Origin of the sequence: Streptomyces sp. CRCS-T-1, from assembly GCF_024442335.1 — a bacterium.
Classification (GTDB): domain Bacteria; phylum Actinomycetota; class Actinomycetes; order Streptomycetales; family Streptomycetaceae; genus Streptomyces; species Streptomyces koelreuteriae.
This window is the reverse complement of record NZ_CP101651.1, coordinates 5,553,872-5,567,700: the sequence shown is the minus strand read 5'-3', so window position 1 is coordinate 5,567,700 and position 13,829 is coordinate 5,553,872. Positions and strand designations below refer to the sequence as shown.

The following is a 13,829-nucleotide window of genomic DNA, read 5'->3' as shown; positions in this document are numbered from 1 at the left end:
CCCGAAATCCGGGGTACCCACAGCGAATAGCCAGGAATGACGTCCGGCGTTTTACGAATAGCCGCAGGGAAGGCTAGGGTGCCTCAGATGTTCCACGCTGCCTCGTCCCCCGCTAGCGCAGCGAGGTCCCGGATCGTCTCCCCGAGTTCCTGGTGGGAGGGTCTGTGACGAACTCGCTGCGACCGAACGGCGACCGCAAGGCGCCACTTCCCCCGGCACAGTCGCCGGCAGGCGGAGTGCCGAGCCCGCGCTCGCCGCAGAGCCCCCAGAAGAAGCAGAACGGCAAGCAGCGCGACGCGTTCTTCGACAACGCGAAGTACCTCGCGATCGTGCTGGTGGCCATGGGCCATGCCTGGGAACCGCTCAAGGGCGACAGCCGGATACTCGAGGCGGCGTACCAGCTCGTCTACGCGTTCCACATGCCGGCGTTCATCATCATCTCCGGCTACTTCTCGCGCAGTTTCGACATGCGGCCGGACCGGCTCAAGCGCCTGATCACGGGCGTGGCCGTGCCGTACATCATCTTCGAGACGGCCTACCCGCTCTTCAAGCGGTGGATCGACGACGACCCGAGTCAGGACATCAGCCTCCTCGACCCGTGGTACCTGACCTGGTTCCTGGTCGCGCTGTTCATCTGGCGGCTGACCACCCCCATCTGGAACATGGTGCGCTGGCCGCTGCCGCTGGCGCTCGGTCTCGCGATGCTGGCGACCGTCACCCCGGAGATCGGTGACGACCTGGACCTGCAGCGTGTCCTGCAGTTCCTGCCGTTCTTCGTGCTGGGCCTGGTGATGAAGCCCGAGCACTTCCAGATGGTGCGCACCCGTTCGGTGCGGATCGCCGCGGTGCCCGTGTTCGCCGCCGCGCTCGCCTTCAGCTGGTGGGCCGTGCCGCGCATGAACACCGCGTGGTTCTACCACCGTGACGCCGCGCAGGAACTGGGCGCGCCGTGGTGGGCCGGGCCGGTCATGGTCCTCGCGATGTTCGGCTGCTCGCTGGTGCTGACCGCCTGCTTCTTCGCCTGGGTGCCGCGCCGCCACATGTGGTTCACCGCGCTCGGCGCGGGCACGCTCTACGGCTACCTGCTGCACGGCTTCCTCGTGAAGGCCGGCGACTACCAGGGCTGGTTCGAGGCGAGCTGGTTCCACCAGCCGGCCGGCCAGATCACCGTGACCGTCCTCGCGGCCGCCGTCGTGACGGCGCTGTGCACCAAGCCGGTGCAGCGCATGTTCAAGTTCGCGATGGAGCCGAAGATGGCATGGGCCTTCAAGCAGGACGCGGCCGAGGTCGCGCGCGAGAGGCAGAGTGCTGAGCGGCGCGAGCGCGAGAAGGAACGCGAGAAGGTCAACGCCTAGGCGCCTTTCAGATCGCATCTCCCTGGCCGAGAAGTGCGCGCATCCGTGCGTACTTCTCGGCCAGTCGCATGCGGGTGGCCTCGTCGAGGACCGCGAGACGTTCCGGATCCGCGTTGTGCGCCAGGTCCGCCTCCTTCACGAGCAGCGCCCCGGGGGTGGCGAGGATGCGCGCGGCGTACTCTTCGGGCGGCTCCCCCGCCCGCTTGGTGACCGCGAGGACGATGTCCTTCGTCCGGCTGCTCAACGCGGCCCCGCGCAGCCACTGGAGCGAAAGGGCGTCGTCCTCGACGGCGTCGTGCAGCCAGGCCGCCGCGATCTGGTCCTCGTCACCGCCCCGGTCCCGCACTCCCTCGGCCACAGCCCGCAGGTGTTCGGCGTAGGGCCGTCCCGCCTTGTCGGTCTGGCCGTCGTGCGCGGCGCGGGCGGTGGCCTCGACCTGGGCCAGGGTCAGCGGGGTGCGGGGTGTCTCGGTCACCGCTCCAGTGTCTCCCCGCGCAGCGCCGCCCGGGCCGGCAGGGTCGCGGCGGCCACGCCGAGGACGAGGATCGAGGCCGCGAACGAGCCGTAGACCAGCGGGGGTATGTACGGCCCCTGCCCCGTCAGGCCCCGCATCATCGGGACGAGCGTGGCCAGGGCGATCGCCGTGCCGAGCGTGATGCCCGCGACGGCGACCAGGAGGGCTTCCCAGCGGACCATGCGCAGCACCTGACGGCGGGTGGAGCCGAGCAGGCGGAGCGTGCCGAGTTCGCCGCGGCGGTCGAGGACCGTCATCACCAGGGTGTTGACGGCTGCCACGGCCGCGAAGCCGCCGAGTACGGCCGCCATCACGCGGTTCGCCCAGCCGTTGAGCTCCCGGTCGAGGGACGCGGCGGTCGTGTAGTCGGCGCGCTCCAGGACACGGCCGAGCGGTGCGAGTGCCTGCGCCGTACCGCCCTTGACCCACAGTTCGGTGTCGAAGGACGAGCTGACGTGGCGGGCCAGGTCGGCGCGGTTCAGGGTGACCTGGGACAGTCCCATGCCGCGTCCGTACGTCGCCGCCACCAGCGGGGTGGCCCGGGTGCCGTCGGGCAGGTGGACGCGGATGCGGTCGCCGACCCGGACGTTCGCGTTGTCGGCGACGGACGCGTCGAGGGCTATCTCGCCTCGCTTCAGGGTGAGTTGTCCGCGCTCGACGTCCAGGTCCTGTACGGCGGTCAGGGCGCGGGCGGTGCCGGTGACGCCCTGCGCGGAGACGGGGGTCAGGACGCCGGTGGCCGGGACCAGGACGGATGTCCTCAGCAGGCCGACGGCGGCGGTGACGCCGGGGGTCCGTTCCACGCGCCGCAGGGCGTCCGGGGGCAGGGCGCCCTGGTCTGCCGTGACGACGCGGTCGGCGACGATGCCCGACCGCTGCTGTTCGCCGGTGACCCGGTCCTCGCTGGTGTGCAGGAAGACGAGGACGGAGGAGAACGCCATGGCGAGCACGATCGGCGTGATCGCGGAGGTCAGACGCCGGGCGTTGGTACGGGAGTTGGCCGCGGCGAGGGCGGCGGGGGCCCCGGCTCCGCGCAGCGGGAGTCCGAAGAGGGCGGCGCAGGCGCGGGCCACCAGGGGGCCCAGCAGCGCGACGGCCAGCATGAAGAGCATGACGACACCGAGGGCGGCGTTGGCCGCGTCCTCGCCGGTCGCCGAGGCGGCCAGGCCCGCGCACACACAGCCGCCGGCCGCTGCCGCCACACCGAGCGGGGTGCGGATCCAGCCCGGGCTCAGCCGTTCCACGGACGCCTCGCTGAGCGCCTGCCCGGGCTTGATGCGCGAACCGCGGTGCGCGGCGACGTATCCGGCGAGCAGGGCGGTGACGAGGACCGTCCCGGCCGTGACCACGAGCGGGATCCAGGAGATGGTGAGGTCGACGGCTTCCGGGACGGCGCCCTTGTCCTTCAACTGGCCGAACCACCAGGCGGCCAGGGCGATCCCGGGCAGGCAGCCGAGCGCGCCCGCGACCGGGGCGACGAGCAGGGCCTCGGTAGCGACGGTGCGGCGGATCTGGCGCGGGGTGGTGCCGATGGCGCGCAGCAGGGCGAACTCGCGGGCCCGTCGGCCCACGGCGAGGGCGACGGTGCCGGCGGCGGTGAAGACGGCGACCAGGGTGGCGATGCCGCCGAAGGAACCGCCGATTCCGGTGAGGACCTCCCTGGCCTCGGTGAGGAGGGGGTCCTCGACGGCGCCCCGGTCGTCGCCGGTGTGGACCTCGGCCCTGGCGCCCAGGGCGTGGGCGACCCTGGATTCGAGGGTTCCGGTGCTGATGCCGGGCTCGGGCAGGACGGCGATGGTGTCGACGCGGTGGGGGTGTCCGGAGACGCGTACGGCTTCGGCGTCTGCGAACCAGACGGTGGGGTTCGCCGTGTCCGTGGCGGCGGTGGTTCCGGAGACGCGGTAGGTGCGGGCGCCCTCCGGGGTGGTGAGGGTGACGGAGTCGCCGACGGAGGCGCGTGGGCCCCGGGCGAGGACGACCTCGCCGGGGCCGGGGGCGCGTCCGGCGGTGAGGCGTTCGCCGGTGAAGGCGGTGGAGCCCCAGCCGTGGGCGGTGAGCGTGGCCTCGGGGGTGAGTACGGGGAAGGTGACGTCGGGGATCGCCGTGCGCGCCCCGGGCACCGCTGCGGCCTTCGCCACCAGGGAGTCGTCGAGGCGGGCCCGGTCCGGCACGACAGCGCCCGTGTCCGGCTTCCCGGCCCACTGCTCTGCGGCGGCCACAACAGGGACCTGCGCGTAGCGCCGGGGCGGGACCTCGGCGCGGACTCCCGTCTCCAGCAGGATGCCGCAGGCCGACACGATCGTCGCGGCCAGCATCAGGGCGACGAACGTGCCGACGAACGCGGCGGGCCGGAAGCGGAGGGCCGCGCGGGCGAGGCCGTTGGGGAGGAACATCAGGCCGCCGCTTCCTCAAAGGTGGGCGCCGCGGTCAGCGAGGTCATCCGGGCGGCGATGCGGTCGACGTGGGTGCGGGCGGGAGGGGCGCCGGCGAGACCGGCCCCTTCGCGGTCGAGGTGGTCGATGATCTCGCCGTCGGCCAGGAACAGGACACGGTCCGCCCAGGCGGCTGCGGCCGGGTCGTGGGTGACCATGACGACCGTGGCGCCCTGGGTGTCGACGGACCGGCGGAGCAGGGCGAGGATCTCGGCGGCCGTGGTGGTGTCCAGGGCGCCGGTCGGCTCGTCCGCGAAGACGACATCGGGCCTTGTGACCAGGGCGCGGGCGATGGCCACGCACTGCTGCTGGCCTCCGGAGAGCTGACCCGGACGGCGCCGGGCCTTGTCCGCGAGGCCGACCCGGTCCAGGACCTCGGCGGCGCGACGGCCGTCGGCTCGGTGGCCGGCCAGGCGCATCGGGAGGACGACGTTCTGCTCGACCGTGAGGGACGGCAGGAGGTTGAAGGCTTGGAAGACGAAGCCGATGCGGGTGCGGCGCAGGGCGGTGAGCTTGTTCTCCTTCATGCCGGTGATCTCCGTGCCGCCCAGGCGGACCGCGCCCGCCGTGGGGCGGTCGAGGCCCGCCGCGCACTGGAGGAAGGTGGACTTGCCGGAGCCGGAGGGGCCCATCACCGCGGTGTAACTGCCGTGCCGGAGTGTGAGGTCGATGCCGCGCAGGGCGTGGACGGCGGTGCGGCCGCGGCCGTAGTGCTTGCGGACGCCGTGCAGTTCTACGGCCCAGTCCCCTGCCATGTCTGTCCTTCCGATCCCGTGTCGCTCGCTCGCCGTGCGCCGTTCGCAGGCGATGTCTCGAACGTACGGAGACGGAGGGTGCGCGGACCATGAGGACGACCGCCGAACCGACCTGGGGAAAACCCCACCTCAGCGGAGGGCGGACGTCGCTGTCGGGCCCTCTCGGCAGATCAGGAGGAGGGCTCGGTCGTCGTTGACGTCCTTGGCGACCGCTTCGATGAGGTGCCAGGCGGCGCCGTGGAAGCCGCCGGCGACGTAGCGGTCGGCTTCGCCGGTGAGGCGGTCGATGCCCTCGACGATGTCGCGGTCGGAGGTCTCCACGAGGCCGTCCGTGAAGAGCATCAGGACGTCGCCCGGGCGCAGTGAGCCCTTGACGGGGTCGAACTGGGCGCCGTCGTAGACGCCGAGGAGCGGGCCCTCTGCGGCCTTCTCCTCCCAGCGTCCGGTGCCGGCGCTGAGCTGCAGGCCCGGCGGATGGCCGGCGGAGTAGAGCTCGTAGTCGCCGGAGTCCAGGTCGAGGACCAGGTGGATGGAGGTGGCGAAGCCCTCGTCCCAGTCCTGGCGGAGCAGATAGCCGTTCGCGGCGGGGAGGAAGGCGTGCGGCGGGAGGGAGCCCAGCAGGCCGCCGAACGCGCCGGACAGCAGCAGCGCGCGGGAGCCGGCGTCCATGCCCTTGCCGGAGACGTCGGTGAGGACGACCTCGAGCGTACGGCCGCCGTTGGTGCGGGCCGCGACGACGAAGTCGCCCGAGAAGGACTGGCCGCCCGCGGGGCGCAGCGCCATCTCCTGGTGCCAGCCGCCCGGGAGGTCGGGGAGCTGGCTCTGCACCCGGATGCGTTCGCGCAGGTCGAAGAGCATGGTGCCGCCGCGCCGCCAGGGCACACCGACGCGGCTGCGGAACTGGGCCAGCAGCAGCCCGAAGAAACCGCAAGCCGCGACCACGAGCACGATGCCCGGAGTGACCCTGGAGGGCCCCTCCGTGTACGGGCCCAGTTGCACCGACTCCACGATCAGCGCCGTGGCCGCCGCCGCGTACAGGCCGAGCAGGCTGGCCGGGCGCAGCAGCAGGCCGCCCACGACGACGGGCAGGACGAGCGCGGCCGGTGAGAACCACACCGAGTTCGCCAGTGTGGCCGCCGCGATCAGGGGAACGGTCAGGAGCAGACCGGCCAGGGCGATCCAGTCCGAGCCGTCGCCGCGGAAGTAGTCCACGGCGGCTCGGCGCACGCCGACGCGGGCCCGGTGCCACTGCTTCTTCAACCGGGCCGTGAACGTGTCGGCTTCCGCGCGCCGCTCTCGTCCTGATGCCATTAGTTCGGGACCCTATCCATCGGACCAGCCCCTTGGCACGGGAGGTCCTACTTGTCCCCCGTCCGAGGGCCGACTTCACAGTCAACTTCACCGCGCGCCGTCCCGCCGCCGCCTGGGAGAAATTTGCTCGCTCGTCCCGCATTGCCCTGGTAGGCATGGTCCATGGCGACTGACGCGACCGGGTCCGCGGCCGAGCTGCGGGTACTACGGCGGGACGATTGGGACAAGTGGTACGACACTCTGATCCGGGGCTTCGGCGGGGTGCCGGAGTCCGCCGAGGAACGGGAGTTGTGGAACTCGCTGACCGAGGTCGACCGTTCACTCGGTGCGTGGGACGGGGACGAGTGTGTGGGGACGGCCGGGGCGTTCAGCTTCCGGCTCACGGTGCCCGGCGGCGCCTCGGTGCCGGCCGCGGGCGTCACCATGGTCAGCGTGGCCGCGACGCATCGCCGGCGCGGGGTTCTGACCTCGATGATGCGGCGGCAGCTCGACGACGTCCGGGCCTGGGGTGAGCCGCTGGCCGTGCTCACGGCGTCCGAGCCGGCGATCTACGGCCGGTTCGGATACGCGTGCGCCACCTTCCAGTTGAACGCCGAGATCGATACGACCCGGGTGCGGCTCACGTCGCTGCCGGCGGGTACGGATGACGTACGGGTGCGGTACGCGGATCCCGCCGCTGTCCTCGATGTGTGCGAGGCGGTGTACGCCCGGCTGGTTCCGGCGCGGCCCGGGATGCTGACGCATCAGCCCGGGTGGGAGCGGCTCGGGCTGCTCGATCCGGAGAGCGACCGGGAGGGGGCGTCGCCGCTGCAGTGCGTCCTCGCCGAGCGGGACGGCGAGACGGTCGGGTACGCGCGGTATCGCGTCAAGCCGGGCTGGGAGACGGCCGGGCCCGAGGGCACGGTGATCCTGGAGGAATCGGCCGCGCTGGACCCCGCGGCGGACGCGGCGCTGTGGCGGTTCCTGTTCGGGATCGACCTGACGTCGTCGCTGGTGGTGCGGGGGCGGGGGCGGCCGGTGGACGACGCGTGGCGGAACTGGGTGTCGGACATCCGGCGGTGCAGGCCGTGGTTGCGGGATTCGCTGTACGTACGGCCGGTGGAGCTGGGGGCCGCGCTGGAGGCGCGGACGTATCAGGCGCCGGTGGACGTGGTGTTCGAGGTGGAGGACGCGTTCTGTCCCTGGAACGCCGGGCGTTGGCGGCTCAGCGGGGATGCGAAGGGGGCGTCGTGCGAGCGTACTGTGGATGCGGCTGATGTCGCCCTGTCCGTACGGGAGTTGAGTGCGGCGTATCTCGGGGGTGTGTCGCTGGGCTCGTTGGGGGCGGCGGGGCGGGTGCGGGAGGTACGGCGGGGGGCGTTGGCGGAGGCGTCGTTGGGGTTCGGGGCGGGTGGGGTTGAGCCGTGGTTGCCGTACGGCTTCTGAGGTTGGGCTTCTGACGTTGGGCTTCTGAGGTTGGGGTTCCTGTTCCCGTTCCTGTTCCTCAGGGGCGGTTTTGGCAGGTGGGGCACCAGAAGAGGTTGCGGGCGGCCATGTCGGCGGTGCGGATGGTGTGGCCGCAGAGGTGGCAGGGCTGGTTGGCCCTGCGGTAGACGTACACCTCGCCGCCGTGGTCGTCCACGCGGGGTGGTCGGCCCATCGCCTCCGGGGTGTGTTCCGGGCGGACGGTGTCGATGCGGTTGTTGCGGACGCCCTCGTGCATGAGGCCGACCAGGTCGGTCCAGATCGCGTGCCACTCGGGTGGGGTGAGGTCCTTGCCGGGGCGGTACGGGTCGATGCGGTGCCGGAAGAGGACCTCCGCGCGGTAGACGTTTCCTACGCCCGCGATGATCTTCTGGTCCATGAGGAGGGCGGCGATCGTCGTACGGCTGCGGGCGATACGGCGGTACGCGGTGTCCGGGTCGGCGTCGTCGCGGAGGGGGTCGGGGCCGAGACGGTCGTGTATCGCCTGCTTCTCCGGGGGTGTGATCAGGGCGCAGGTGGTGGGGCCGCGGAGGTCCACGTACGCGGTGTCGTTCGCGAGGCGGAGGCGGACCGTGTCGGTGGGTGGGGGTGCGGGGGCCGGGCCGAAGGTGACCTTGCCGAAGAGGCCGAGGTGGATGTGGATCCAGTCGGTGTCGCGGAAGCCGAGGAAGAGGTGTTTGCCGTGGGCCTCGGTGTGGGTGAGTTCCGTGCCGGTGAGGATTGAGGCGGCGTCGGTGAACTTGCCCTGAGGGCTGGTGGTGTCGGGGGTGGTGCCGAGGAAGGCGGCGGCGTAGTCCTGGGCCAGGCGGTGGATGGTGTGGCCTTCTGGCACGGGTTCTCCCTGTGATCGTTGCCTTCGCCCACCCGCCCGCCCGACTCGGTCGGTCAAGAGGCTGGACCCTCGGGGCTCCGCCCCGCGCCCCGGCGGGGACGGCGTCCTCTGCGCCCGTCGCGGGGGCCTTCCCAGCCACCCACCCGAATCGGTTGGCCAAGGGGCTGAGGTCGAAAGGTATCGGGGCTCCGCCCGGACCCCGGCAGGGACTGCGTCCCCTGCACCCCTCGCAGGGGGCTTGCCCACCCACCCGCCCGAAGCAGTTGGCCAAGGGGCTGAGGTCGAAAGGCATCGGGGCTCCGCCCCGGACCCCAGCGGGGACTGCGTCCCCTGCACCCCTCGCGGGGCTCCGCCCCTGCACCCCGTGGGACTGCGTCCCTACACCCCGCAGGGTTACCCCATGGGACTGCGTCCCTGCACCCCAGGGCCTCGCCCACCAGGCGGCTGGGGCCCGTGCCCCGCGCGGGCCCGGGCCCTGGGCCTGCGAACGACTCAGCCCTGCTATCGCAGCGTGCCCGCAGCCATGCCCGAGGCGGAAGCGTTCAGGGCCCGGCCGTCATCCCTGGTTCGAAGCCGCAGGTTGGGGGCGATCCCACCTGGGCATCGGGGGCCGGGGTCAGGTGCTCAGGCGTCCGGGCCCTGCTGGGGGTGGTGCGGCGGGATTGGGGGGAGGGCTCCGGTCGTCTCGTACTCGGCGAGCATGTCGATGCGGCGGATGTGACGTTCGTCACCGGAGAACGGGGTCGCGAGGAACGTCTCGACGAAGGCCGTCGCCTCGTCCTGGGAGTGCATGCGCGCGCCGACGGCGACGACGTTGGCGTTGTTGTGCTGGCGGCCGAGGGCCGCCGTCTCCGCGCTCCAGGCGAGGGCCGCTCGGACGCCCTTGACCTTGTTCGCGGCGATCTGCTCGCCGTTGCCGGAACCGCCGATGACGACGCCGAGGGCGTCGGGGTCCGCGGCCGTGCGCTCCGCTGCGCGGAGGCAGAAGGGCGGGTAGTCGTCCTGGGCGTCGTAGATGTGCGGGCCACAGTCGACGGGGTCGTGACCCGCCGCCTTCAGCCAGTCGACGAGGTGGTTCTTGAGTTCGTAGCCGGCATGGTCCGAGCCGAGGTACACGCGCATGGGATGAGTGTGACACGGGTGTTTCGGGGAAGGCGCGCGGGGTGGCGCTCATGAAAACGTGAGGCGAATGTGAGCCGCATTACGGAACCTCAGGAAAACCTCAAGTAACAATCTGGATTCAAAGGTTCTCGAAAACGTTCGCCTCAGATTCACTGGACCGGCTCGTACACCCGCTCGTACGAGGACCCGTACACCGTCATGCCGCGACACACCCCCCGTCGTACAGCTCGTGCGGCTCCGTACGGAAGAACAGCTCCCCGGCGCAAAGGAAATCCGTTCCATGACCTCGCAGCCGACACTGAAGACGACCGGAAACGACCCCGGAGGCCCCGGAGAACCCGGCGGGCCGGACGGCAGCTCCGGACTGCAGGCCGGGCTCAAGAACCGGCATCTTTCGATGATCGCCATCGGTGGCGTCATCGGAGCCGGACTCTTCGTGGGGTCCAGCTCCGGTATCGCCACCGCAGGCCCCGGCATTCTCCTGTCGTACGCCCTCGTCGGCACGCTCGTGGTGCTGGTGATGCGGATGCTCGGTGAGATGTCCGCCGCCAACCCGACCTCGGGTTCCTTCTCCGCGCACGCCGACCGGGCGCTCGGTCCCTGGGCCGGTTTCTCCATCGGCTGGCTGTACTGGTTCTTCTGGGTCGTGGTGCTCGCGGTCGAGGCGACCGCCGGTGCCGTGATCCTGGAGGGCTGGATCCCGGCCGTGCCGCAGTGGGCCTGGGCCCTGATCGTGATGCTGGTGCTCACCGCGACCAACCTGGTCTCCGTCGGGTCGTACGGCGAGTTCGAGTTCTGGTTCGCGGGGATCAAGGTCGTCGCGATCGCCGCGTTCATCGTCATCGGCGGGCTCGCCGTCTTCGGGCTGCTGCCCGGCGTGGACAGTGAGCAGGCCGGGTTGAGCAACCTCACCCAGCACGGCGGCTTCCTGCCCCATGGCGCGGGCGCGATCCTCACCGGTGTGCTGCTCGTCGTCTTCTCCTTCATGGGCAGCGAGATCGCCACCCTGGCCGCCGGCGAGTCCGAGAACCCGCAGCAGGCCGTCACCAAGGCCACCAACAGCATCATCTGGCGTGTCGCCGTCTTCTACCTCGGCTCGATCTTCGTCGTGGTGGCCCTGCTCCCGTGGGACAGCAAGTCCATCACCGACGACGGCTCCTACGTCGCCGCGCTCGACTCCCTGGGCATTCCGCACGCCGGTCAGATCATGAACTTCATCGTGCTGACCTCGGTGCTGTCCTGTCTCAACTCCGGTCTCTACACCGCCTCCCGCATGGCCTTCTCCCTCGGCCAGCGCGGCGACGCGCCGAAGTCCTTCGCCCGCACGACCGGCAACGGCGTGCCCCGGACGGCGATTCTCGCCTCCGTCGCGTTCGGCTTCGTCGCCGTCTTCTTCAACTACAAGTTCCCGGACTCCGTCTTCCTCTTCCTGGTGAACTCCAGTGGCGCGGTCGCCCTGTTCGTGTGGCTGGTGATCTGCTTCTCCCAGCTGCGGATGCGGAAGATCATCCAGGCGGAGGCGCCGGAGAAGCTCGTGGTCAAGATGTGGCTGTACCCGTATCTGACCTACGCGACGGCCGGACTGATCGTCTTCATCCTCGGCTACATGCTCACCGACACCGAGCACGACGGCCGCAGGACGATCCTGCTGTCGCTGCTCGTCGCGGCCGTGGTGCTCGCCATCGCCTTCGTGAAGCACAGGGGCCGCGGCTCGCGGGACGCCGACGTCGCGCAGGCCAAGGTTCCGGAGCAGGGCCGGGACGAGGTCTCGGCCGGCTGACGCCGACCGGCGGGCGCTCGCCCGTTCATCTTGTGGGGCCTGCGGTGCGTGTTCCTTCTTTCAGGACGCGCACCGCAGGCCCCTTTTTTCGCGCCCTCTCGCCCTCTCGCCCTCTACAGCACCGTGAAGCTGTCCTTGACCTTCTCGTACGTGCTCAGAGCCTCCTCCTCGATCCCTGACTGGTACCAGGTGTTGATCTGGTACGACTTTCCGCCGACGTTGAAGCCGAGCAGACGGGCGTGCCAGCGGACGCCCTCCAGCGTGAAGGTGTACTCCCAGATCACCGCCGGGTGGCCGCGGAATGTCGTCTCCTCCAGGCGGACCTTGCTGTAGTCCTGGCCCTGGTGGGCGTTGCGCTCCGAGGTCTGCCAGGTCTTCAGAAGGTCGCCGCGGGCCAGGGCGGACTTGCCGACCAGTTCCTGGGTGCCGTCCGGGGAGGTGTAGTGCACCTCCGCGCCCGTCTTCACGTCCCGCCGCCAGCCCTCCGGAGTCGCCCAGGCGAACCCACCGGCCTCCCGGCGGGTGCCCGGCGGCAGGCTCTGCGGCCGGGAGGTGCCCTCGACGGTGGATGTGGGGGAAGGGGCGGACGTCGTGGTGGGGGGTGCGGAGGCTGACGAGCCCGCGCGGGTGTCGTCGTCCGGGGTGCCGGACGACGTCGCCAGGATGATCCCCACGACGACACCGGCCGTCGCGACCGTGGCCGCCGCGGCGGCGAGCATCCTACGGCGGTGACCTGCGCGGGGGCGGGACACGGCCGGGACGGCGGGGCCGGGGAGTTCGCCCGGCGGCATGGGGTGGGGGCGGCACTCGGTTGCCGCCTGTGCGCGGGTGAGGGAGACGGGGCCCGGGCGAGGGATGGTGGTGGCGCGGCTGTCGGGGCGGGGTGCCGCGTGGGGCTGTGCCTGTGCGGCGGCTTCCCTGGTGGGAGCGGTGGTGGCCTCGGCTGTGGGGTGGTGGTTGTGGGGTTGAAGTGGTGTCGCGTCCAGGACGGGGGTGGGGGCGGGGGCGGGGGCCGGTTGGCGGGGGTCCTGGGGTGCGGCTTGCGCGGGGGCCGGGGTGGGTGGTTGATGTGGGGTGGGGGTCGTGAGGGGTGGCGGGGTCGCCGTCGGGGCCGATGTCCGGGGTGCCGGTTCCGGTGCCGATGTCCGGGGTGCCGGTTCCGGTGCCGGTTCCAGTGCCGGTTCCGGGGCGGGTTGCTGGTTCTTCTCGGATGCCGGTTCCGATTCCGTGTCGAGGTCCGGCCCCGGCTCGCCCCGCTCCGGTACCCGCTCCGGTACCCGGTCCCGCCCCGGATCAACGGCTCCCTGCTCCGGCTCCCCTCCCCTCTCCTGCAACCCCTGCTCAAGTCCCCCTCCCCCCAAGGTCTCCGCAAGGCCGGCCGCGCCCGCCGCTCCCCACCCCACCGACACCGTCGGCGTGGGCACCGGGAACGCCACCGCCTCCAGGGCCGTTTCCAGGTCCTCCAGGGTCGGGCGGGTCGACGGTTCCTTTTCCAGGAGGGCCGTCAGGATGTCGCGCAACGGGCCCGAGGCGGCGGGGAGTTCGGGCTCCTCGTAGAGGACCGCGTGCAGGGTGGCCAGCGTGGTGTCGCGGGAGAAGGGGGAGCGGCCGCCCAGGGCCGCGCAGAGGGTCGCGCCGAGGGACCAGTTGTCGGAGGGCGGGCCCTGGGGGCGGCCGGAGATGCGCTCGGGGGCCATGTAGTCGGGCGAGCCGACCAGCATCCCGACCATCGTGAGCGCCTTGGCGTCCTGGATCGCGGCGATGCCGAAGTCCGTGAGGACGACCCGCCGTTCGTAGGAGCCCCCGCCCGGGGCCTGGCCGGAAACCGTGCCCCCGCGACGTCCCGGTCCGCCCGGTCCGGCTGTTCCGGCCGCGTTCTCCACGAGGACGTTCCCCGGCTTGATGTCCCGGTGCAGGACGCCCCGCGCGTGCACCTGCCGTAGCGCCGCGACCAGGCCGAGGCCGATGCGGGCCGTCTCGCAGGGGCTCAGGGGGCCGTCCTCCGCGAGGATCCGTTCGAGGGAGCGGCCGGCCACCAACTCCATGACGATCCACAGGCGTTCACCCTCGTCGACCACGTCGTAGACCCGTACGACGTTGGGATGGTCGATGCGGGCGGTGGCCCTGGCCTCGCGCAGGGTGCGTTCGCGGCGCGTCCTGTTGTCCTCCGCGTCGAGACCGTCGATCCGCATTTCCTTGACGGCAACGGGCCGGTCGAGTATTTCGTCGGCGGCTCGCCACACCCGCCCCATTCCCCCCTGGCC

Annotated in this window: 10 protein-coding genes; 3 read left to right on the top strand and 7 right to left on the bottom strand. The window is 71.6% G+C overall.

All coding sequences use genetic code 11. From position 1 onward, the window contains the following. Window positions 1-236: 236 nt before the first annotated feature. On the top strand, window positions 237-1,355 hold the full coding sequence (locus tag NNW99_RS25245; RefSeq protein ID WP_370869159.1) for an acyltransferase family protein: 1,119 nt from the start codon (window positions 237-239) through the stop codon (window positions 1,353-1,355). A gap of 7 nt (window positions 1,356-1,362) precedes the next feature. Here the strand turns inward: NNW99_RS25245 and NNW99_RS25240 are convergent, their stop codons facing one another. The 4 genes from NNW99_RS25240 to NNW99_RS25225 form a co-directional block, all read right to left on the bottom strand. Then, complete coding sequence (locus NNW99_RS25240) at window positions 1,363-1,830, bottom strand: HD domain-containing protein (protein WP_215121405.1); 468 nt, start codon at window positions 1,828-1,830, stop codon at window positions 1,363-1,365. Beyond that, window positions 1,827-4,262, bottom strand: coding sequence for an ABC transporter permease (locus tag NNW99_RS25235; RefSeq protein WP_251057929.1), 2,436 nt, complete (start codon window positions 4,260-4,262; stop codon window positions 1,827-1,829). Before NNW99_RS25235 ends, NNW99_RS25240 begins: the two co-directional genes overlap by 4 nt. Next, window positions 4,262-5,056: an ABC transporter ATP-binding protein gene (locus NNW99_RS25230; protein ID WP_215121404.1), complete on the bottom strand. Its 795-nt coding sequence runs from the start codon at window positions 5,054-5,056 to the stop codon at window positions 4,262-4,264. The genes NNW99_RS25235 and NNW99_RS25230 overlap by 1 nt, the downstream gene beginning before the upstream one ends. 129 nt (window positions 5,057-5,185) lie before the next feature. After that, window positions 5,186-6,367 (bottom strand): PP2C family protein-serine/threonine phosphatase, encoded by a 1,182-nt coding sequence (locus NNW99_RS25225; protein WP_215121403.1) that lies wholly within the window; start codon window positions 6,365-6,367, stop codon window positions 5,186-5,188. Between the two features lie 162 nt (window positions 6,368-6,529). On the opposite strand from NNW99_RS25225, the gene NNW99_RS25220 reads away from it, so the two are divergent. Next, window positions 6,530-7,792: a GNAT family N-acetyltransferase gene (locus NNW99_RS25220; RefSeq protein ID WP_215121402.1), complete on the top strand. Its 1,263-nt coding sequence runs from the start codon at window positions 6,530-6,532 to the stop codon at window positions 7,790-7,792. 58 nt (window positions 7,793-7,850) lie between these two features. Here the strand turns inward: NNW99_RS25220 and NNW99_RS25215 are convergent, their stop codons facing one another. Continuing rightward, complete coding sequence (locus NNW99_RS25215; protein ID WP_215121401.1) at window positions 7,851-8,663, bottom strand: Fpg/Nei family DNA glycosylase; 813 nt, start codon at window positions 8,661-8,663, stop codon at window positions 7,851-7,853. Between the two features lie 624 nt (window positions 8,664-9,287). Beyond that, a complete protein-coding gene (locus tag NNW99_RS25210) occupies window positions 9,288-9,785 on the bottom strand; it encodes a ribose-5-phosphate isomerase (RefSeq protein ID WP_215121400.1) in 498 nt (165 codons plus the stop codon). 280 nt (window positions 9,786-10,065) lie between these two features. Between NNW99_RS25210 and NNW99_RS25205 the strand changes: the two genes are divergently transcribed. Continuing rightward, the gene (locus NNW99_RS25205; RefSeq protein WP_215121399.1) at window positions 10,066-11,565 is read left to right on the top strand and encodes an amino acid permease; all 1,500 of its coding nucleotides are present in this window, start codon (window positions 10,066-10,068) and stop codon (window positions 11,563-11,565) included. 113 nt (window positions 11,566-11,678) lie between these two features. On the opposite strand, the gene NNW99_RS25200 is transcribed toward NNW99_RS25205, so the two are convergent. After that, complete coding sequence (locus NNW99_RS25200) at window positions 11,679-13,817, bottom strand: protein kinase (protein WP_251057928.1); 2,139 nt, start codon at window positions 13,815-13,817, stop codon at window positions 11,679-11,681. Between the last annotated feature and the right edge of the window lie 12 nt (window positions 13,818-13,829).

Coding starts and splice junctions, on each gene's coding strand:
- NNW99_RS25220 (WP_215121402.1), top strand. CDS start 6,530: ATGGCGACTGACGCGACCGGGTCCGCGGCCGAGCTGCGGGTACTACGG.
- NNW99_RS25235 (WP_251057929.1), bottom strand. CDS start 4,262: ATGTTCCTCCCCAACGGCCTCGCCCGCGCGGCCCTCCGCTTCCGGCCC.
- NNW99_RS25230 (WP_215121404.1), bottom strand. CDS start 5,056: ATGGCAGGGGACTGGGCCGTAGAACTGCACGGCGTCCGCAAGCACTAC.
- NNW99_RS25210 (WP_215121400.1), bottom strand. CDS start 9,785: ATGCGCGTGTACCTCGGCTCGGACCATGCCGGCTACGAACTCAAGAAC.
- NNW99_RS25225 (WP_215121403.1), bottom strand. CDS start 6,367: ATGGCATCAGGACGAGAGCGGCGCGCGGAAGCCGACACGTTCACGGCC.
- NNW99_RS25205 (WP_215121399.1), top strand. CDS start 10,066: ATGACCTCGCAGCCGACACTGAAGACGACCGGAAACGACCCCGGAGGC.
- NNW99_RS25200 (WP_251057928.1), bottom strand. CDS start 13,817: ATGGGGCGGGTGTGGCGAGCCGCCGACGAAATACTCGACCGGCCCGTT.